Annotated in this window: 16 protein-coding genes; 6 read left to right on the forward strand and 10 right to left on the reverse strand. The window is 59.5% G+C overall.

The window, feature by feature from the left end; translation table 11 throughout:
* Positions 1 to 19: 19 nt before the first annotated feature.
* Positions 20 to 2,542 (reverse strand): cell cycle histidine kinase CckA, encoded by a 2,523-nt coding sequence (gene cckA / locus RZS28_RS16175; RefSeq protein WP_407338759.1) that lies wholly within the window; start codon positions 2,540 to 2,542, stop codon positions 20 to 22.
* 699 nt (positions 2,543 to 3,241) lie between these two features.
* Between cckA and RZS28_RS16180 the strand changes: the two genes are divergently transcribed.
* A complete protein-coding gene (locus RZS28_RS16180; RefSeq protein ID WP_407338760.1) occupies positions 3,242 to 3,499 on the forward strand; it encodes a hypothetical protein in 258 nt (85 codons plus the stop codon).
* A 137-nt stretch (positions 3,500 to 3,636) separates the two neighbouring features.
* Positions 3,637 to 4,122: a hypothetical protein gene (locus tag RZS28_RS16185; protein WP_407338761.1), complete on the forward strand. Its 486-nt coding sequence runs from the start codon at positions 3,637 to 3,639 to the stop codon at positions 4,120 to 4,122.
* Positions 4,123 to 4,954: 832 nt separating this feature from the next.
* Here RZS28_RS16185 and dksA read toward each other — a convergent pair.
* From dksA to RZS28_RS16210, 5 genes are all read right to left on the reverse strand, one after another.
* Positions 4,955 to 5,320: an RNA polymerase-binding protein DksA gene (dksA, locus tag RZS28_RS16190; RefSeq protein ID WP_407338762.1), complete on the reverse strand. Its 366-nt coding sequence runs from the start codon at positions 5,318 to 5,320 to the stop codon at positions 4,955 to 4,957.
* 384 nt (positions 5,321 to 5,704) lie between these two features.
* Positions 5,705 to 6,925 (reverse strand): NADP-dependent isocitrate dehydrogenase, encoded by a 1,221-nt coding sequence (locus RZS28_RS16195; RefSeq protein ID WP_407341151.1) that lies wholly within the window; start codon positions 6,923 to 6,925, stop codon positions 5,705 to 5,707.
* Positions 6,926 to 7,032: 107 nt separating this feature from the next.
* Positions 7,033 to 7,761 carry a hypothetical protein gene (locus RZS28_RS16200; protein ID WP_407338763.1) on the reverse strand — a complete coding sequence of 243 codons (729 nt, stop codon included), beginning with the start codon at positions 7,759 to 7,761 and terminating at the stop codon, positions 7,033 to 7,035.
* Positions 7,762 to 7,841: 80 nt separating this feature from the next.
* Complete coding sequence (locus tag RZS28_RS16205) at positions 7,842 to 8,582, reverse strand: metallophosphoesterase family protein (protein ID WP_407338764.1); 741 nt, start codon at positions 8,580 to 8,582, stop codon at positions 7,842 to 7,844.
* Positions 8,583 to 8,843: 261 nt separating this feature from the next.
* Positions 8,844 to 10,310 carry a CHAD domain-containing protein gene (locus RZS28_RS16210; protein WP_407338765.1) on the reverse strand — a complete coding sequence of 489 codons (1,467 nt, stop codon included), beginning with the start codon at positions 10,308 to 10,310 and terminating at the stop codon, positions 8,844 to 8,846.
* Positions 10,311 to 10,932: 622 nt separating this feature from the next.
* Between RZS28_RS16210 and RZS28_RS16215 the strand changes: the two genes are divergently transcribed.
* Positions 10,933 to 11,328, forward strand: a complete 396-nt coding sequence (locus RZS28_RS16215) for a hypothetical protein (protein ID WP_407338766.1) — start codon at positions 10,933 to 10,935, stop codon at positions 11,326 to 11,328.
* A 417-nt stretch (positions 11,329 to 11,745) separates the two neighbouring features.
* Here the strand turns inward: RZS28_RS16215 and RZS28_RS16220 are convergent, their stop codons facing one another.
* Positions 11,746 to 12,291, reverse strand: a complete 546-nt coding sequence (locus tag RZS28_RS16220; RefSeq protein ID WP_407338767.1) for a helix-turn-helix transcriptional regulator — start codon at positions 12,289 to 12,291, stop codon at positions 11,746 to 11,748.
* Positions 12,292 to 13,395: 1,104 nt separating this feature from the next.
* Between RZS28_RS16220 and thrS the strand changes: the two genes are divergently transcribed.
* Together thrS and RZS28_RS16230 are read left to right on the forward strand one after the other, a co-directional pair.
* Positions 13,396 to 15,330, forward strand: a complete 1,935-nt coding sequence (thrS, locus tag RZS28_RS16225; protein WP_407338768.1) for a threonine--tRNA ligase — start codon at positions 13,396 to 13,398, stop codon at positions 15,328 to 15,330.
* 378 nt (positions 15,331 to 15,708) lie between these two features.
* Positions 15,709 to 17,166, forward strand: a complete 1,458-nt coding sequence (locus RZS28_RS16230; protein WP_407338769.1) for an undecaprenyl-phosphate glucose phosphotransferase — start codon at positions 15,709 to 15,711, stop codon at positions 17,164 to 17,166.
* Between the two features lie 341 nt (positions 17,167 to 17,507).
* On the opposite strand, the gene RZS28_RS16235 is transcribed toward RZS28_RS16230, so the two are convergent.
* Positions 17,508 to 18,569, reverse strand: a complete 1,062-nt coding sequence (locus tag RZS28_RS16235; protein ID WP_407338770.1) for a DUF2125 domain-containing protein — start codon at positions 18,567 to 18,569, stop codon at positions 17,508 to 17,510.
* Positions 18,570 to 18,719: 150 nt separating this feature from the next.
* Between RZS28_RS16235 and RZS28_RS16240 the strand changes: the two genes are divergently transcribed.
* The gene (locus RZS28_RS16240; RefSeq protein WP_407338771.1) at positions 18,720 to 19,244 is read left to right on the forward strand and encodes a gamma-glutamylcyclotransferase; all 525 of its coding nucleotides are present in this window, start codon (positions 18,720 to 18,722) and stop codon (positions 19,242 to 19,244) included.
* Between the two features lie 6 nt (positions 19,245 to 19,250).
* On the opposite strand, the gene RZS28_RS16245 is transcribed toward RZS28_RS16240, so the two are convergent.
* Together RZS28_RS16245 and RZS28_RS16250 are read right to left on the reverse strand one after the other, a co-directional pair.
* Positions 19,251 to 19,715 (reverse strand): hypothetical protein, encoded by a 465-nt coding sequence (locus RZS28_RS16245; protein WP_407338772.1) that lies wholly within the window; start codon positions 19,713 to 19,715, stop codon positions 19,251 to 19,253.
* Positions 19,716 to 19,852: 137 nt separating this feature from the next.
* Entirely contained in the window at positions 19,853 to 20,623 is a 771-nt protein-coding gene (locus tag RZS28_RS16250) for a lysophospholipid acyltransferase family protein (protein ID WP_407338773.1), read from the reverse strand.
* Between the last annotated feature and the right edge of the window lie 234 nt (positions 20,624 to 20,857).

Genomic DNA, 20,857 nt, shown 5'->3' on the forward strand with positions numbered 1-20,857 from the left:
TTGGGCGATCCGTTTGACGTCAGCTGGCGGGCGTTGTGGTTCCCTTCACCGCCTCGATCAGTTGCTTGAGGGAGAAAGGCTTCGGCAGAAAGCCGAAATCCTCGCCTTCGGGGAGATTCTTGGCGAAAGCCTCCTCGGCGTAGCCCGACACGAAAATGACTTTCGCCTTCACCCCGCGTTTGCGCAATTCGCCGAACATTGTCGGGCCGTCCATTTCCGGCATGACCACATCGGAGACCACGAGATCGATGAGGCCTTGGTTCTCTTCGGCGATCTCCAGGGCTTCGAGCCCCGTGGCCGCTTGCAGGACGGTATAGCCGCGCGAGGCGAGCGCCCGGGCGCCGAAAGCGCGCACCGCCTCCTCGTCCTCGACAAGGAGAATTGTCCCATGGCCTGTGAGATCAGCCGCGGGCGCCTTCGCCGGTTCGCTGGCTTGCGGCGCGTCTGCCGCCTCGGCGACATAGCGCGGCAGCAGGATCGTAAAAACGGTCCCTTTGCCGAGCACGCTTGCGCAAAACACATATCCGCCGGTCTGTTTCACGATGCCATAGACCATGGAGAGGCCGAGGCCGGTTCCCTTGCCGACTTCCTTGGTCGTGAAGAAGGGCTCGAAGATCTTGTCTTTCACGTCCGGCGGGATGCCGCATCCGAAATCCTCGACCTCGATTGCGACATAATCGGCCGGGGCAAGGGATTTTTCGTCGAATCCGGCGCATTCGGCCGCGTCGACATTGCGCGTCCGCAAAAGAATCTTGCCGCCGTCCGGCATGGCGTCGCGGGCGTTGACGATCAAATTTACGATAACCTGCTCGAACTGATTGAGATCGGCCTTAACGAGCCAGAGATCGCGGCCGTGGCGCAAGTCGAGATCGATCTTTTCGCCGACGAGCCGGCGCATGAGCATTTGCAGGTCGGACAAGACGTCGCCGAGCTGCAAGATCTGGGGCCGCAGCGTCTGGCGGCGGGAAAAAGCGAGCAGCTGACGCACCAGGCCCGCGGCGCGGTTGGCGTTCTGCTTGATCTGCATGATGTCGCGAAAGCTCGGATCGGTCGGCCGGTGATTGGCGAGGAGGAGATCCGAATAGCCGATGATCGCGGTCAGGACATTGTTGAAATCATGCGCCACGCCGCCGGCGAGCTGTCCGATCGCCTGCATTTTCTGCGACTGCGCGAAATTATTCTGCAATGTGCGCTGTTCAGTGGTGTCGAGCGCGTAAATCGTAGCGCCGGTCCCTTCGCGCTCTTCGGATGCCGAAATGAAGAGCCTCGCCGAACGTTCGCCCTCGCCATGGAGGCCGACGTCGACGGGCGGAATGTCGCTTTTCGACTGCGAGGCGGCGGCGAGCGCGGTTTCGAGGGAGCCACGGTCGCGCTCGAGAATGCCGGAATAGATCGAGCGGCCGGCCGCGCCATCGGCGGGCTTCAGGGCGTCCGGCATGAGCCGGGCGAAAGCGGCGTTGGAGCGGGTGATTCGTCCGGCGGCGTCGAGAATGGCGATCGCCATTGGCGTCGAATTGAAGACCCGCGCAAAACGCACCTCGGCCGCGCGCAAATCCTCGGCTGGCTCCTCGCCTTGGGCGCGGTTGAGGACGAGGGTGCGGGAGGCTCCGGGCGCGCCGTCCTGGCCGAAGGCGACGCGATGGAGCAAGCGCGCGGGAAGGCTTTGGCCGCTGCGGCGCTTCAAGTCGATGTCGAATTGCTCGGTGCGCACTTCGCCGGAGCCGCCGGCGATCGAGGCGAGCAGCGAGGCGCCGTCGCCAGCGACGAAATCCGTGAGCGCCAGGCCGCCGGAGCCGACTTGGGCGAGATCGTAATCAAGCCACGCCGCCAAAGTTGCGTTCATGTAGGAAACGGAGCCGCGCTGGTCGCAGGAAAAAAAGCCGGCGGGCGCGTAATCGAGGAAATCGATCGCGTGCTGCAATTCCTGAAAGACGTTTTCCTGCCGCTCCCGTTCGCGCGTCACCTCGGCGACGGTCCAGAGAGTCGCGCGCCGCGAGCTCGCGAAGGTCAGCGGCCTGACCTTGATCTTGTACCAGCCAACGCGGCCCTCGCCGCCGAGCGGAGGCGATAGACGCAATTCTTCCGCGCGGCGCTTGCCGTCGCGGGCGGCCTGGGCCAGCCGGTAGATGGCTTCGGAGACGTCCGGCGCTCCGGAAAACAACCGCTCCACAGTCCGCAGGTCGGCGGGATCATGGGCGCCGGATAGATTCATGTAGGTTTCGTTGGCGTAGATGATCTTGCCTGAACCGTCGATTGCGATCAGCCCTTCGGGGTTGCCGTCGCAGATGAGCTTGGTGAGATCGTTTTTCGACGATTGCCCAAAAAACTGAAGGATCCCGGCCGCGACGGCGAACGAGGCGAATATGCCGACGATGGCGAGAACGGCGAGAAGGCCGATCACGAGATTGCCAGCCTCGTCCTTCGGCAGGAGGGAAAAGGTGGCCGCGGCGCCTGCCAGAACCATGGCGAAAAGCAGGACGAGGCCCGGACTGCCTAAGCGCTCGGTCCGGTCGACGGCGGTTGAGATCGGCTGGTCGCTCATCGAGATTCACCTGGCGAAAGCGGCGGAGCCGCCATGTCTCGAACGCCCATTGTCTCGCCTCGATCCGATTCGGAACAGGGCCTGCCCATCAAAGTGAAATCTCGCCGGAATTCGCGAGCCCCGCCCTGCGGGATCAAAGCATGAAAGACATCTTGCATTCAGGCCGGCCCCAATCTCGGGAGCGCGCGCCGCTGCGAGCATGCGTCTCCCAAGATGCCTTTGCAATCATATCGTGAAGAATTGTCAAAAATCGCTTGTGGATCGCTGGATGCGTTCCTAAACCTCTGTCGTGGGATGCTTGGTTTCCCGATATCGCTTTGTGGAACGGCTCCATGACATCACTCGATCTGGCCGCGCTATTAGGTCGTAGCCGGAGATCTTAGCTTGAAGCGCGCGATTTCGGCTCCAGCGGGCAAGATTTTTCAAATGCGACCGTCGCGAGAGCGAATTGAGGCGCCTGTCGCCTCTGATTTCGCTCTCTGCTTTGGGCTTCTATTGCGCCCATTTGTCGCGTCGGCCGATGCGTCACTTCGAACGATTCCATTTTCGCCCAAGTTTTCGCCAACCGATTCGGCCTTGGCGCGTTCAATGGATACCGATCCTGATAGCGCGCTTAGACGATAGCGCGAGAGCATGAGTCGCTGGCCTGCGCCGCCCGGAAATTCTTTGGCGCAAGGAATTGAAGTGAGGAATAAGATAATGAGACTTTCAGTAAAAATGTGTCTTGCGGCGATGGCCTCGATCGCGGGTTCGAGCGGCGCGATTGCCCAAATCTATTACGATTATGGGGCTCCGCCTCCGCCAGCCTACCGCTATCCGGGATCGGGATTCGAGGGCCGCTCCGCCGCGGGAGAGGACCGGGCGCGCTACGATTGGTCCGGGACGCGGGGGCGCATGGGGCTCGGCGCCAATCCGATGCATCCGGAAGGGCCGGGCAATTTCTCGAATCCCCGATAGTCGCGCGAGCGCGATAGAGCTGGCTCTGTCCTTTGGCGAATTGCGTCGGCCAAGTCATCTTGCGCCCGCATGGGTGATCGGGGCATGATGGGGCATGCCGCCCGGTGTGGCGTTTTTATTTTGAGTGAGCCGCCCCGATGCTGGCCTTGAGTGACAAGCTGCTCGAGAACAAGAGCTTGATGTTCGTCGCCGCTGCGATCGCGCTTCTCGTCGCGGCGGTTCTCTTGCTTTTGATGTTTCGCCTCGCCTTCGGGCGCAGGCTTCGCTTGCCCGGAAGCAGCCGGGGCCGGATCCCCCGCCTCGGCATCGTCGACGCGTTCGACCTCGACCGCCAGCGTCAACTCGTGATCGTCCGACGCGACAATGTCGAGCATCTGATCATGATCGGGGGTCCGAACGACCTCGTCATCGAGTCGGAGATCATTCGCGCCGAAGCCCGTGAGGGCAGGCTCCGTGACAAGGAGCCAAGAGAGGCGGCGCAGGCTCCAGCCGCGGTCGCCTGGCCGCCCGAGCCTGGAGACGCCGCGGCCTGCGCCGGCCCCGGCGCAGCGCAAAACGCAATTCGCGCCGGCAGGCGCGGCGGAGCCGGAAGCGTCCCCGGTCCTGGTCGCCGGTTTCGATGAGCCGCCAGCGGCGTCGTTGAACGTTGCGCCAGCAGCCCCGCGGCCGCCTGTTTTCCCATTGCCGCCAAGGCGGCCCCGCCGCCATTTCCACCCCGCTGCAGCGGACGCTCCTGCAGCGCGAGCCGTCGCTTGGGCGTCCGGATCTGCAGCAAAGAGAAAAAGAAAGAGCTGACGCCGGACCGAGTTCGTCGAGCGGATTTTCACGCGCCCCCCTAGCAACCCCTTTTCTGCGGTCGGCGCCGCCGCCGCGTCCGGCGCAGGGGCCAGCTGCGAAACCGGCCACGCTCAACCCTGCCGCCGCCTCCGAGCAGCCGTCTTCCGTTCTATCGGCGGCGGCGGCGGTTCCAATGCTTCCTGCGGCCGTTGCGGACTCAACCGCGGCCGCTCCGGTTGTCCCGGCGCACGCAGCGCCAGACCTGGAGCCTTCAGCGCCGCTTCAGGCCGCAAGCGCCGCCGTGTTGGCCCCGCCGTCGGAGGGTCCCGAGACCGCCACGGGACAAGATCCGTTGGATTCGATCGAGGAAGAAATGGCCAAGCTCCTTGGTCGCGGCCCATCGAACTGAGAGCGGCATAATCTTGTTGTGAAATCGGCGGCGGCCTTTTGAAGATCGCGCGACCTTGAACTTATCGCATTTCCGAAACTGGCCGGCGGCGGCTCCCGAAAAATGATGTAAAATCGATTAACCAAAACAAGGCGCCGCCGCCTTGGGAATGCGGTTTCGCCTAGAGCGCTTCCCGATCAGATGGAATCATCTGATCGAAAAGGACTCATATTCAAAGAGTTGGAGCATGTTCTGATCGAAAAAGTCGACCAACTTTTTCGGAACATGCTCTAGCTGTCGCGGTAGACTCGCTCGCGTCTTTCGTGGCGTTCCTGCGCTTCAACCGACAAGGTTGCGATCGGTCGCGCGTCGAGACGCTTCAAGGCGATCGGTTCGCCGGTTTCTTCGCAATAGCCGTAGGTGCCGTCGTCGAGTCGGCCGAGGGCCGCATCGATCTTTGCGATCAGCTTGCGCTGGCGATCGCGCGCCCGCAATTCGATGGCCCGGTCGGTTTCGGAAGAGGCGCGGTCCGCCAGATCGGGATGATTTTCATTTTCGCTTTGCAGAACAACGAGCGTTTCGCGGCTCTCGCGTAGAATATCCTCTTTCCACGCCAGCAGTTTGCGACGAAAATAATCGCGCTGGCGATCGTTCATGAAAGGCTCTTCTTCAGAAGGTCTATAATTGTCTTCGATCAGTTCGGCAGGCACTTGCGAGTCTCCCCAAACCCAAAACGGAGCCCTTATAGCGTCTACTTCGTCTCTATTCAATCAAATGTCGCGCATTAACCACCGGTTCCTGCGCTTCAACTATTGCCGCCGCATGTTCGTGTTTTCACGATCGCGCGATTGTCCAGGACACGTCACCGAAACGACAAAGGGGTCAAGCGATCGTTATTTATGGCTCATCCGCGGATCCAGACGAATATGGCCACGCCAGCGGCGACTTCCGGGGCAGGGCGAAATGTAAAGGCGCATCAGGACGGCGGGCTTCGATGAGACCCGCGATGGCCAAAGACGGACCCGCCGTGTCAATTCCGCTCAAAAGTCGGAAGCCATGGCCTTGCGCAGGTTCGCGTCGACCTTGTCGAGAAAGCCGGTCGTGGACAGCCAAGGCTGGTGCGCGCCGACAAGAAGCGCGAGGTCCTTGGTCATGAAGCCCGCTTCGACCGTCGCGATGCAGACCTTTTCGAGAGTTTGCGCGAATTTCGCGAGTTCGGCGTTGCCGTCGAGCTTGGCGCGATGGGCGAGACCGCGGGTCCAGGCGAAGATCGAGGCGATCGAATTGGTCGAGGTCTCCTTGCCTTTCTGATGCTCCCGGTAATGCCGCGTCACCGTGCCATGCGCGGCCTCGGCTTCAACCGTCTTGCCGTCCGGACTCATCAATACCGACGTCATCAGGCCAAGCGATCCGAAGCCCTGCGCCACAGTGTCGGACTGCACGTCGCCGTCATAATTCTTGCAAGCCCAGACATAGCCGCCTGACCATTTGAGCGAAGAGGCGACCATGTCGTCGATAAGGCGGTGCTGATAGGCGATCCCGGCCGCGCGAAAAGCCGCTTCGAACTCCGTTTCATAGATCTCCTGAAAGAGATCCTTGAAGCGGCCGTCATAGCCTTTGAGGATGGTATTCTTCGTCGACAAGTAGACGGGATATTTGCGCGCGAGCCCGTAGTTCATCGAGGCGCGGGCGAAATCGCGAATGGATTCATCAACATTATACATCGCCATGGCGACGCCGGAGCCGGGATATTTGTAGACTTCCTTCTCGATGACCGTTCCGTCCTCGCCCTCGAACCTGACGGTCAGGCGGCCCTTGCCCGGGATCTTGAAATCGGTGGCCGAATATTGGTCTCCGAACGCGTGGCGGCCGATGACGATCGGATTTGTCCAGCCAGGCACGAGGCGCGGCACGTTCTGGCAGATGATGGGCTCGCGGAAGATCACGCCGCCGAGGATGTTTCTGATCGTGCCGTTCGGCGACTTCCACATCTGCTTCAGCTTGAACTCTTCGACCCGCGCTTCGTCCGGCGTGATGGTCGCGCATTTGACGCCGACGCCCCATTTCTTGATGGCGTTGGCGGCGTCGATCGTCACCTGATCGCCCGTCGCGTCCCGGTTCTCGACGGAAAGGTCATAATATTCGAGATTGATCTCGATGTAGGGATGAATGAGCTTGTCGCGTATGTAATGCCAAATGATCCGGGTCATCTCATCGCCATCGAGTTCGACGACGGGATTTTCGACCTTGATCTTGCTCATCATTGCAACCTTTTTGACTTCTGCGGAATCGAATCAACTCTTTAGGCGTTATTTGCGCGCCGCGTGGGCTTGCGGCGGATAGGCGCCCGGCGCCGCCGGACCTTGTTTCATTTCGACGGTCCTGATCGCAAGGATTGCGCGAAGGCTGGATCGACGTCGGCGGCGAGAGCCTCGAGGAGAGGTTGATTCTGCGGCCAGGCGTTGCGGTAGGCTGCGACGATCGCCGGCTTCAGACGGGGCTGATAGGCCAGGATCCTGCGGATGTCGCTCTTGATGAACTCCTGAATGTCCTTGTCCGCGAGCGCGTTGGAGGTTGCGGCGCGTTCGAGGCGCAGATCGGCGAGGCTCAACGCGTTGGGCGCGGTGAAATAGGACATTTCAAGAAGCGATGCGACGCCGCCGTCGGTCGGCTGCCCGTTCGGAAGCTTCGCCAGGAAAAGCCACGTCTCGCCGTTGATCGGCGCATAGGCGAGCGCCGTCTCGGCATTTGACCTTGCCCGTTCGAGCTGGGCCGCATTGGCGTGGTCCGCCCACATGAGGCTCGAATCGGCGAAGGCGGCCTCCGCCCAAAGATCTCCCCTGATCGCGCCGATCCGCGCCGCCAGCTGCGCCTTCGGTTGAAGGGCGGCGGCGGCCGCGGCGCTCGTCTTGTCATGCGCAAGACCGATCGTCTTAGGGCGCAAAAGCTCGGGCGTCAGAAGCCAAATGCCGCATAGTCCGAGAAAGACGCCGAATGCGAGCAGGCCCACGCGGAGCCTTGTGGATGGGGCAGGGGCCGTCGGAGCGGTCCCTCGCAGGAGGGATGCGGCGTGCTGGGGGGAACCGTCCGTGCTCATCGATCTCATCCTGCGTCTAAAGCATGCCGCGTCGCAATTGAAACGGGCTCACAACAAAAAAATGCGTCAATTTTGGAGCGCTAAAGGAATTCGATTTCATCGCGCTCCAGCCTCAGGCAGGTCAAGCGGCCGGTCGCATAGGCGCCGGTGTCGATGTCGATGCGGTTTGTCCGCACCTCCGGCTCCATGACCGGCGTATGGCCGTGCACGACCACCTTTTCGAAGGGTTCTTCGTGACACAAGAAATCGTCCCTTATCCAGAGCAGATCTTCTTCGCGTTGACGCGATAGCGGCACGCCCGGGCGGATACCCGCGTGAACAAAGAGATAATCGCCGCAGGTGAACGATAGAGGAAGCTGGGTGAGAAATTGATAATGGCTTTTCGGCATGGTCCGGCCGAGCGCGGCCGCGAGCTCAGCCTGTTCTTCGAATCCGGCGTTCAGCGTCGGTCTTAGACCATAAGACAAAAGCGTCGTCAAAGCGCCATACTGCGCCCAAACCTTGAGGATGGCCGGGTTTTCAAGAAACTCCAAAAGATAGATCTCGTGATTGCCTTTCAGGCAAAGCGTCTGGTGCGTTTGCGCGCGGCTGATCAATCGATCCAGGACGCCGGCGGAATCAGGTCCGCGGTCGATATAGTCGCCGAGAAAAATGTGGATGGCTTGGGCGACCGGGCGCTCGTCGAGGTCCTTGTCGATCCGCAAGAGCAGCCGATCCAGCAAATCGGCCCTGCCATGAATATCGCCGATTGCGTAGACCCGCAGCCCTTCGGGAACGACCGGGCGCACGGGGGCGCCGCCAAATAGACGCGATTTCCACATCAGAGCAATGCTTTATGCCTGCATCCGGCGGCGTCGATCGAGGTTCGCGTCTTGCCGCGTCGCTTGGACATTTCCAATTCGCATCTATTCGAGCCTCTGTCAGCGGGATCAAACCCGGCTCGCGACAAGAAAATCCGGCGCGCCAGACCCGAGGGCGCTGTCTTGTTCCCATGAAACATAAGTAGGGTCCAGTCATTAGAAAAGGCGAAAGAGAAAGGGCGAAAAACCTGGCGAGCTTTTGCCGGCAAAACGCCGGAGACGTTAAAATGGCTTGGTCTTCGCCAGTTTTAAATAGGCGCGCTTCGCATTCTTGAGTTCCGCGCTCGTGTCGACCTTCGCCGCGGCCCATTGTTCGGCAGCCGAGATCGCCGCCTCGTCAAACCCGTTTCCTTCTTCGCGCCAGGATTGAACCTCGGCCTCCACCAAGGGGACCTTGGCCTCTTCGTCGTGCATTTCCCCGAGCGCCGTCTGCAATTCGCCAAGAGATTGGACGAAGCGCTTCAGCAGCTTGCGGCTGATGGCGACGCCGCGGACATCGAGAAAAAACTCCCCCATATAGCGCAGCTTCTTGGCTTCGATACGAACCCGGTGGCGCGCTTCGGGGCCGAGATCGCCAAGGTTCCCGCCTTGCCGCAAGAGGGATTTGAGCCGTTTTTTCAGACGCGGCCCGATGAATGAGGAGAGCGCCGCGTCGGGCAAATCGGAAGGCCGCCTCCGCCATTGACCATCCTCGATCCAAGCGACGATATCGACGAGCAAGGTCCGCGCGCGTTCCTCTTGTGCGGTTTCCAGAACAGCCTTGTGGAATCGACGCTGTTTCGCCTCGATGCGCTCGGCGAAGGCTTGCAGCCCGGCGGGGCGCGCGTCTCCCGCGGCCGGCATTCTCTCGGCGAGAACATCGAGATCTCGCGCCGCGCCTAGAAGGCCGGCAAGCCATTTCAACTCGTCATGCAGCCTTGCATAGGCGTCGTCGAAAACCATCGGCTTGAAGAGGGTTATAGCGGCGCGCAGGCGCCGGATCGCGATGCGGCCTTGATGAATGGCCTCGACGCGATCGGATGTCCCGAAACTCGCTTCATTCAGCATGAAATCGTGCAGACAGCTTTGGCAGATCGCCTGGAAAGCCTGCCGGCATGTCATGTGGGCGCCAAGGCGAGGTTTCGAGGATTTCGCCGAGCAGCCCCATGCGCCGCGGGCGAGGAGGTGGCCGCGTTCGGCTTTGCTGATGACGCTCAAATGCAGTGGGCCTTGAGACGAAATCGTGCGCGCGAGATCAAACAAGGCGGCTTGGTCGCCCCGCTTCAACTCGAGCTCCAATTCACAGACGGCGAGCTTTCCGCATGCGGCTTCGATGTCGCCTTGATCGATGGCGACCTCAATTTGCGCGCCGCCGTGGCCCAGCACGAAGGATATGCGTTCGACATGAACCTCGAAGGCTGGCCGCAAAGAGGCCCCGAGGCGATGCTTATGAATCAAATGAGCAAGCGGCGTGCGGCGGATCGCGGCCAAGTCCGGAGCGCCGCAATCGGTCTCGCGCTCCCATTCGCCCCTCACGATGGCGGACGGGGTCTCCTGCTTGACGGATTGGATCAAGCTTTGCCCGGTCTTACGGATGCGCAAGATGAACCCACGTTTCCAAAGATCTCGATCCGGCGTGTCGAAATAGGTCGTGTCGATACGTCCGCGACGGGCGCCAGGCAATGCCGCCTTCAATGCGGGAAGGAGCATGACCTTCTCCAGATCCGCCACGTTGATCAAGAACTTAAGTTCAGTCTCCAGTTCCGTTTCGGGTATTTTCGTCGAGCCGGGAGCTTCTGGTTTAGGAGGTTCTGTCTCGCGGGCGCTCATTCGCAGCCTTTATACGCCTTTAGCCGAGTACGCTTTTAGCCGAGCGAGCGATGGGCGCTGCGTCTTTTCCAGCTCCAACAATACGCTTCAATTGTTGTGGCGAGACGACAACATGCTCTGCGCCGAACTCCGCCGAAGCAGGGAGCGAAGCAACTGGCGAACATTTAATCCTAACGTCGGTGGACCGCCATTTGCAAACCGCCATTTGCAATGAGCATAGGCGGTCCGACAACCTATATGGGCCTTGCGTTGCCGACATCTCAACCATACATGATTGTCGTCGGCAACACTACGCAAACGTATGAATATAGACAACTTTTAGGCGAATTAATACTTGAGTTGAGAAGTGATAAATATCATAAATCATTATATAATTAGATTACAAATATTTTATGCTATATTGACATAAATTACGTTTAACTTATGTTGTATTTATGCCATACGAAGCGAAGCGACAGTCCAAGAATTGTCTACGCGTCAGAATTTGGATACGAGGCGGTAAATGGTTAACAATGAAATGATCATCGAGATTCTTCTTGAATCTAGCCAGCTTCTTCAGAGGAAGGGCTGGAATAAATATGCTATGGCTCGCGATGAGAACGGAGATAAATGCGGTCCCGACAGCTCCGAAGCGGCATGTTATTGCCTGTCTGGCGCTCTGGTAAGGGCCTGGCGGACGATCGATCCGAAGAACGAGGATTTCTATTTCAAATATTTTGAAAAGAAATTTTCGGAGGTCTTATTGGCCAGGTACAACTACAATCGCACATTTACGCAGTGGAATGATCAGGTTGCGACCTCAAGAGAAGACGTCGTTAAATTAATTCATACTGTCATAACATCGCTGCTCATCGATCGTGCGAATATTGAGCCTCAAGTTGAGAGACTAAGCGCCTGATTCAGCGCTTTTCGTAGCTTTTGCTCCGATCTATCTTTACAGCTGAAAATATATAGAGGGGTGAGAGGCCTATCGCGCCTCCCCTCCTGCATCGCGACTCCAAGGATGGCTTTTGGGGCGCGATTCTTTCGACGCCAACTGGCCCCGCTCTCTCAGGCAGGCCCATTGAGACAACGACAAGCCGAAGCGGTCTGTCTAAGTGGGGCGCCGAGGCAAATTCGGAGGAGAGCAGACCGCCGGAGCAGGGCGGCGCAGCAATGCCGCTGCTCAACAAACAGGGCTGGCGCCGCCGGCGATCCAGAGCGGCGCTTGCGCACGTAAAAATTGAAACTTAGTTTCGGCGTAGGCCGTGGCAGTGGAGTCAGGCTGTCCGTAGTTCCTCCAACGGACTGGGCGGCTCTTCTTCTTGATGGCGCGTCAGTGGACTTGCAGGAGCAGCGCGACGAGTTCGCTTTGCCTATGCGTCCCGGTCTTAGCGAATATCGACTTTAATTGATTGCGCGCCGTCTCGCGTGAAATCTTGAGCTCGAGCGCGGCAATTTCCGGTCCGGCCCCTCGCGCGATGATGCAGGCAAGCTTGGCTTCCGAGGGCGTGAGGCCGAATGTTTTGGCCAGGATAGGCGCAGGCGGTCCGGGTTTGGGCCCTAACGCGTTCAGCGTCAGGAGCGCGCGCACATCTGGAGAAGGCCAGCGCGCGCTTGCGTCGATAGGCCAAATCCTCAGGAGGATCGGCAATTTATCCTGCCGCGGCACAATAACGGGATCGATCGACGGAGTCAGATGAAGCGGCGAATATTTGAGTTGATCGAGGAACACGCGAAGCTTGGTCCGCGCCTCGAGATCGCGAATCAAAATGCGCCGATCCTTAATTCGAAGGTCGCTGTTGAATATGGCGACGGCCGCGACATTCGCTCCGACGACGCTGCCGTCAAGGTCAAGCAAAACCGCAGGCTGGCGCAACATATTCAAAGCATTGGGCGAGTTAAGCGACTCAATTTCCGACCGCGACAGGGTGGCGATTTCGATTAAACGTCGAGTAAACGCAGCAAGAATGCGTTTTTCTTCCGCCTCTAGATCGATCTCATCGTAGCACGCTGCAAATGGTGTCATAGCATCGCCATAATGGTTCGGGGCTGGGTTGTTCAAAAAATGCGTTGATGCTTCCCGATGGATCGGCGGAAGTTTATTTGGCGCCGACCTAAGCAGAATGCGGTGAAGTTCTTTCGGGCCCATGACGTAATTAGCTAAGAGGCAAAGCGAAAATGTGGGGTTCTGACTTCTGCTAACGAAAATGTGATTTCATCACTCGCCATTCCTCCAGCTATTCATTTATACTTTAATAAAGATCGCGGCGCTTGATGTGCCAAAACGCACATGCGAGCTTTAGATGTGCGTAACGATTACGTGAATTACAAATGTTGAATGGGCTTTGATGAGGATAGAAATCGAACAATTTGTCAGAATTAGTTCCACGCTTTTTATCATACATTAGTTTTAGGTATTTAGGTATCATTTTCATGGAAATTAGCTTAGCCCATCGCGGAGCGTCTATAGATTGATAATCATTATTGTATAACGCATTTTGGTAAGTATCATCTGTCGCATTGACAGCTTGGGCGCATGCCTCGACGATGAGCCTGTAGGCGGTTAGCCGCCGCCTATCAGGAGCGGTCGCAGATTTGCCATCCGCCGCATTGGAATGCGACGTTCGATGAACATTGGCTGACGCATTCGTGACCGGACAAAGCATGAAACATTCCATCTGGATGCTTGGTGCGTCCGCTAGGCCCTTGAGCCGGAGGCCTAAAGGCCGTAAATCCGCTGTGGGCGGCAGAATGCCGGGACCTTGGCCGCTTGCGTTAAAAATTTGTTTGAATCGGCCGGCGGGACCTTGCTGCGGACGTATATTCGCCGGCTCTCGATCCCTTTGGCCAAGGGAAGCCGCATCAACGCAAAACGATCAGGAAAGCGAATTGAGCGAGCGCCCTCCCATCGTCGGGACGGCGTCTCATGAAACAAGCGCTTACGTCGATTGGTATCGGCGAGTGAGCAAACAGGAGTTGCCGCATGATTTCAGTGACCTTTCCAGACGGCGCTGCGCGCGCCTTCGAGCCCGGCGTCAGCGGTTTTGACATTGCGAAAAGCATTTCGCCTTCGCTCGCCAAGCGCGCCCTCGCCATGGCGCTCGACGGCGATTTGCGCGATCTCGCCGATCCCGTCACCAGCGACGCCAGGATAGAGTTCGTGACCCGAGAGGATCCGCGCGCGCTCGAACTGATCCGTCACGACGCCGCCCATGTTCTCGCCGAGGCGGTGCAGACTCTTTTTCCGGGCACGCAGGTCACGATCGGGCCGGTGATCGAGAACGGCTTTTATTATGATTTCTATCGCGACGAGCCTTTCACCCCGGAGGATTTCACCGCGATCGAGAAGAAAATGGCCGAGATCATCGCGAAAGACCGGCCTTTCACCAAGGAGATCTGGACCCGCGATCAAGCCAAGTCCTGGTTCGAGACGCATGGCGAAGCCTTCAAGGTTGAGCTCGTCGACGCCATTCCGGGCGATGAAGACCTTAAAATCTACAGGCAGGGCGAATGGCTCGACCTCTGCCGCGGCCCCCATTTGCCTTCGACGGGGAAGATCGGCGACGCTTTCAAGCTGATGAAGGTGGCGGGCGCCTATTGGCGCGGCGATTCAAACCGTCCAATGCTCCAGCGAATCTATGCGACGGCCTTCGTCAAGCAAGAGGAGCTCGCAGCCTACCTGAAGCAGCTCGAGGAGGCCGAGAGGCGCGATCATCGCCGCCTCGGCAGGGAAATGGATCTATTCCATTTCCAGGAGGAAGGTCCCGGCGCGGTCTTTTGGCATCCGAAAGGCTGGACCTTGTTCCAGACCCTGATTTCCTACATGCGGCGGCGCCAGCAAGACGAGGGCTACCTCGAGGTCAATACGCCGCAAGTGCTCGACCGCGCCTTGTGGGAGACCTCGGGCCACTGGCAGACCTTTCGCGAGAACATGTTCCTCACCAAGACCGAGGACGAGCGCATTTTCGCGCTGAAGCCGATGAATTGCCCGGGCCATGTGCAGATCTTCAAGAACGGCTTGAAGTCCTATCGCGACCTGCCGACGAAGATCGCCGAATTTGGCGTCGTGCATCGATATGAGCCCTCCGGCGCTTTGCACGGGGTCATGCGGGTGCGCGCCTTCACCCAGGACGACGCGCATATTTTCTGCACCGAAGACCAGATCATGGACGAGGCGATGAAGGTCAATGACCTCATCCTCTCCATATATGAGGATTTCGGCTTCGAAGACATCGTGATCAAGCTGTCGACGCGCCCGGAGAAGCGAGTCGGTTCGGATGAAGCTTGGGACAAGGCCGAGTCGGCGTTGTCGCTCGTTCTTGAAAAATTGGCGGCGCGCGGCCTCAAGACCGGCGTCAATCCCGGCGAAGGCGCCTTCTACGGTCCGAAGCTCGAATACACCTTGCGCGATGCGATCGGGCGCGAATGGCAATGCGGCACGACGCAGGTCGATTTCAATATGCCCGGCCGTTTCGGCGCCTTTTATATAGCGGCGAATGGCGAGAAGACGACTCCGGTGATGATCCATCGCGCCATGTTCGGCTCGCTTGAGCGGTTCACCGGGATCCTGATCGAGCATTTCGCTGGCCATCTTCCGTTATGGCTCTCGCCTTTGCAGATCATCGTCGCAACCATCACCCAGGAAGGCGACGATTACGCGCTTGAGGCGGTCGCAAGGGCGCGCAAGCTCGGCCTGCGCGCCGACGCCGATCTCCGCAACGAGAAGATTACCTACAAGGTGCGGGAGCATTCGCTCGCCAAGGTCCCGGTCCTTTTGGTCGTCGGCAAGCGGGAGGCGCTGGAGCGCGCCGTCTCGATCCGCCGGCTTGGGTCGCCGGCTCAGACGACGATGGCGCTCGATGCCGCGCTTGAATCGCTCGCAGCCGAAGCTACGCCGCCGGACTTGAGAAGGGCGTAGCCATCGCCGCGCCGCATCTCTTCCGGCCGCATCTCTTCCGTATGAGAGCGGCGATTATGCTGGAAATTCGCGCAAAGGGCGCACAGACGCGGCGTCATCGCGCCGGCGGTGTAAAGGTTAACGCAGCGTAAATTCTACCTTGCCCGTCTTGGTGGAATAAAACAAATAATACAATCAAAAGCGGCTAAGCGGCTCATGCAAGCGAGCCGCGCCCTGTCTTGCGGGCGCGCGTATCGGTTTCGTGAATGTCGAACAATGAATTGTTTTTTGGGATCAGGCGCGATTGGGTCTTGAATCAGCCAGGTTTTAGGTTGATTTTTCGCCTTTATTGTAGCCTAATAGCAGGGAAACAACCTGCTGAACAATGCGAGTTAGGAAATGTACTTCAACCGCTTGAGCCAAATCGCGGAGTCGCAGGTCCAAGCCGAGAGAAGCGTGCGCAGGTTTGACGTTTCCTATAAGAATATCGAGACGATCGCAGGCGTCCTTGATATATTGGTTATTGTATTTGCCAGCGTGTTTGGAGGCGGCCTCTACCAATATATCTGGTTCGGAGAAATCGCCAGCGCCGACGTCAATCTCGCTGTGGGCGTCGCCAATAGCTTATTATACGTCTATGTGGCTGGTTCGCGCGGTCTCTATCGACTTCCTGTGTTGCTGGAGCCCTCGCGATATCTGGCGCGCATTTTTGTCACCTGGGCGATAGTCGGTCTTTTTGTGACGTCATTTCTATTTTTTCTCAAGGGAGAGACTGAGTTTTCGCATGGAGCGATGATTACCTCGGCCATTTTGCAAATCATCCTTTTGCTCCTCGCCCGCTGGATCGCCGAAAAGACCTCCCGATCCATGATGGCGACGGGGAGCTTGGCTGGACGCCGCGTCGTGACGATCGGGGAGCCGGAAGAACTGCTGAGATTGAGTACAGCTGTCCTCTTTCGATATTTTGGCCTGAACGAAGCTGCTCGCGTTTCTCTAGCGGTGAATCAGGGGCCTACGTCTAACGACGTGCTCGTCGATCTCGACAGGGCTCTCCACGAAGCGCGTGAATATGGCGTCGAGGAATTCGTCGTCGCCCTTCGCTGGAGCAGCAAAGAGCTTCTCGATACGGTTCGCGCGCGACTTCGCGCGTCGCCGCTCCCGGTGCGTCTTTTACCCGACCATACAATCAGGTCCGTGCTTGGGCGGCGCGCTCTGTCGACCCGCGGACCAGGCCTGACAGTGGAGCTTCAGAGGGCGCCGCTGACTCCTGTCGAAAGGGGTTTCAAACGCGCTCTAGACATCGTCGTCTCCTCAACGGCGATCCTGCTTTTGGCGCCGCTTCTCGTCGCCACGGCGGTCGTCATCAAACTCGACAGTCCTGGTCCTGCTATTTTCCGTCAGCGCCGTAATGGGTTCAACACCAAGCCCTTCATCATTCTCAAGTTCCGGACGATGACAGTCCAGGAAGACGGTCCGAACATCACCCAGGCGCGGCGCGGCGACCATCGCGTGACGCGCGTAGGACAATTTTTGCGGCGGTCGAGCATGGACGAGCTGCCGCAACTATTCAACGTCCTGTGGGGCGATATGTCTTTGGTCGGACCGCGGCCGCACGCGCTCGCCCATGACAATGAATACAAAGCCCTGATCGCGAAATACGCGTTTCGCCATCACGTCAAGCCGGGAATTACCGGCTGGGCGCAGGTCAATGGACTGCGCGGCGAAACAGGGCGGCTCGAGCAAATGATCGAACGCGTCAAGCTCGACCTCTGGTATGTCAACCACTGGTCGTTCAGCCTCGATGTCAATATTCTACTGAGAACCTGTTTCGAAGTCGTGCGCCATCGCGCCTATTGATCCGTCCGCTCGGACCGCCCTTGCGGTCCGATTTTTCATGATGGCCGAATTTCCCTTGGATTAGGAAGCAAAGCAGGCGGCGGCGCAAATCTGCGCGGTTGTCGCGCGGCTTGGCGCATATTCATTGCAGCCGCGATTTGCTCTATGCAGCGCCCCGGTTGACGTCTCCCGGTTGGCGTCTGCTGTTGCCGGCCGCTGCGCTGCGCTGCGGCCGGCAAATGTCATTTCTTTGCGAGCAGCCGAGGGGGCGTATTTTGGTTGCCGCCCCTTGGCGCTGGGCTGCCCGGTCTTTCGGCCGCCCAGGAGATGCGTTTCATGCCGCCGGGCAAGGAAGCCGAGCTCTAATAAAGCGGCTCAAAATGAACTTGCGTCCGTATCGGGCCGATTGAGAGCCAACCATTGGCGATGGTGACGGGCAGAGGCAAATGCGCTCCGCCGCCGGTTTCTCTTTGCGCGCGTTTGCCGAGAAAGTTCGTCACGAGGGAGCCGGCCGCGATGAGCCCGGGATCAACGCCGAGCTGCTGGAGGAACGGCTCCAAGCCTGTAATAGAGGCGTCGAGATTGCCTCGAATGCGGTGCTCGTCATCGAGATCGAGACCGCCATGCGCTTCCAATGTCGAGGTCCCGCTGAGGAGCCGCAGGGTCTTGACATCGATCTTGCCGCCGGCTGCGCGCCATCGTTCGAGCCGATCTTCAAGCTTTCCGGAATTGACGAAATCGGCTTGCGTCACCGTGCCCCCAAAGGTGACCGAAACTGGGGGTTGCAGGCCCAAGCGATTGTCGAGCGCCGGAAAAGACGCGTCATTGAGAGCGAGCCGGAAATCATAGGCGGAGTCTTGCCGTCCCGGCGGCAGGACTATATAGGCGGTTAGGCTGTTGAGGCCTCCGGACAGCGACTCAATATCGCCGACCGTTCCCTGCAATGTGACCTGTTCGCCAATGAGAGAGGCGCGCGAAAGCACGCCTGGGCGCCCGATCAGTTCGAGGCCGAGACTGCCCCATTGCAGGACGGCGTTGATTGCGCCGTCGCTGGTTTTGGCGATGAAGGGCGGCTCCAATTCCGCGATGAGCGCGTCCGACCTTAACAGAGGGGCGGAGGCGCGAAATCCTCGCAGGCTTCCGGTAAATTTTCTGCCGAGGATTTCGCCTTGAAACAGGGGGTTGGCGCAAGAAACCTCAATGTCGAGCGGATAGCCGGCGATGCGTTGGTCGGGACAGATCCAGTTGCGGCCGGCCTGCGCCTCGCGCGCAACCCAGGCCGTGAGCGCTGCTTCCGTCTTGCGTGATGCGATGTACCAGAAAAGCGACCAGCCGACGATCGCTGCCGCGACGAGGGCTGCGATCACGATGATCGGTCCGCTCGCAATCAAACTCTTTTTTGGCTCTAGGCCTTTGGACGCCATGTTTTTCCTCCCAGCGAGCAAATGCGCCGAGGGCTTTTTTGTCTTTGCGCCCGTTCCACTGCCTGGAGCGGGGCGGAGGCGAAAAGAACTCGGCTTTTCTCTTTGCGCCTCTTCGTTTATAGCGCAGCCGGCCAAGGAGCAAACTCTCGAATGATTCCAGCGGAAGATCTCTGGGTATTCGGCTACGGCTCATTGATGTGGCGGCCTGGCTTTGACTTCGCCGAACGCCATAACGCGATCGTGCGCGGCTATCACCGCTCGCTATGCGTCTATTCGCATGTTCATCGCGGGACGAGCGAACGCCCCGGGCTCGTTCTCGGCCTTGATCGGGGCGGCTCCTGCAAAGGCGTCGCCTTTCGCGTCGAGGCCAGGGACGCCCAGGCGACGCTCGCCTATCTTCGCGCGCGCGAGCAGGTCACGCTGGTCTACCGGGAGGTTTTGCTGCAGGCCCGCCTAGCCAATGGACGCAGCGTCGCCGTGGTCTGCTATGTCGCCGACCGCAGCCATTCGCAATATGCGGGACGGCTCGATCGGCGGGAGCTTGCGCGCTTGGTGGGGCAGGGCGTCGGCCAATCGGGAAGCAATCCCGACTATGTCAAAAATACGCACGCGCATCTCGTCGATCTCGCTATTCGCGACGAGATCTTGGAATGGCTGGCGAGCGAGCTCGGCTGAAGCTCTTCAATGCGTCAGATCGTCGATCGCCACCCGCCTGGCCTCTGGGCTCTCCGCGAGCAGATGGACATGCCATTCGCAGACGCCCGCGCTCAACGCTGCGCTGACGCAGTCGGGATCGCCCCGAAATTGGCCGTCGCGCCAACAAGGCTCGAAGACCATGATGCGACAAAGCTCGCCATGGGCGTCGCTCTTGACGGCGATTGCGACGGCGGCGTCGAATTCGGGCAAGCCGCCCAACCAGGCATTGCGCTGCGCAGGAAAAACCGAGCAGACGTAACGTCGCCCGGACAAGCCGCGCCAGGCGTGGAAGCGAGAGGCCAATGCGCCGCCCGCGAGGCAATCGAGCGGCGCGTTGGCGTTGGCGGAGCGACGTCCCCGACCTCCGAACCGCTCCGCATCCGCAAACCCTGGCCCGGCATGGCGCGCGTGCGGCGCTGCTATGTCGCGCAATTGTACGAGAATGCCCATGACGCCTTCGCCCTGATCGAATCGATAAGAACAAAGATAGAACGTATTGACGTTTTGTCAACCATCTTCGGCAAAATCGCGCGTAAAAGCTGCAGCGCGTAGCGCCTGCATCCTTTTGCCGGAAGCTCGCTTGCCGTTTAGTGAGCCGCCGCGTCTTCCCGCCGCGCCAAAGCGGTTTCTAGCGATGGGTCGGCGGCCAGCGCTTCGGCGACGAGCTTCGCGGAAGCGGTTTCGATCCGGCTCTCCAAAAGGCTCATGAAGCTCTGCTTGTCGAGGCCTGGCCCGATTGGTTCGAGAAAGGCGATCACGGCCACGCCTGGCCGCAGCAGGATGCTTCGCCGCGGCCAGAACAGACCCGTGTTCAAGGCGACCGGCACGCAGGCGGCGCCCGCCGCGGCGTAGAGATGCGCGACGCCGGACTTGTATTGGGCGGGAGCGCCGGTCGGCCTGCGCGTGCCCTCGGGAAAAATAATGATCTGGCGGCCTTGCGCCAAAGCCTCGCGAACCTGCCGGTTGAGGTCGGGCAAGGCCTGTCCCCGCTTGGCGCGGTCGATTGCGACCTGTTCGGCTCGCTGGAGATACCAGCCGAAAATCGGAATGGCGACCAGTTCGCGCTTGAGGACGAAGCTGAAATCATGCGCGGCCAAGGGAAGCGCCAAGGTTTCGAGCGTCGATTGATGTTTCGCGGCGATGAGGCAGGCGCCTTGCGGCAAATTTTCGAGCCCGCGGAATTCGACCTTCACGCCGCAGATTTTGTCGAGCAGCCAGAGCGAAGCGCGCACCCAGATCCGCGCCAGGCTTTGCACCGTGAGCCGATCGAAGGCGAGATAAGGCAGGCCAAGAATCGCGAGGGTGGCGGTGACGAGGTAGAAAAGCGAGATGAAGAGTAGCGACCGGATCAAGATCATGCGTGTGCGGTCCTCTGGAGCCCGGCTCGGGGAATGATCGCTGCTCAGTCCCGCAAATTGGCGCAGCGGGAATGTTCGGCGCAAAGCCAGCTTTTTCTGCGCGGCTCCCTTATAGAGGGCGTTTTTCGGGCGTAAAGCGCGCAATGGGCGCATGGCGGGGACCTATGCGCCGGCGGCGGCGACACGCGCGCGGCCGACGCCGCCGGGGAAGCGAATCTATTTGGGTCTCCTGGA

The organism is Methylocapsa polymorpha, from assembly GCF_045689225.1.
GTDB classification, from domain to species: domain Bacteria; phylum Pseudomonadota; class Alphaproteobacteria; order Rhizobiales; family Beijerinckiaceae; genus Methylocapsa; species Methylocapsa polymorpha.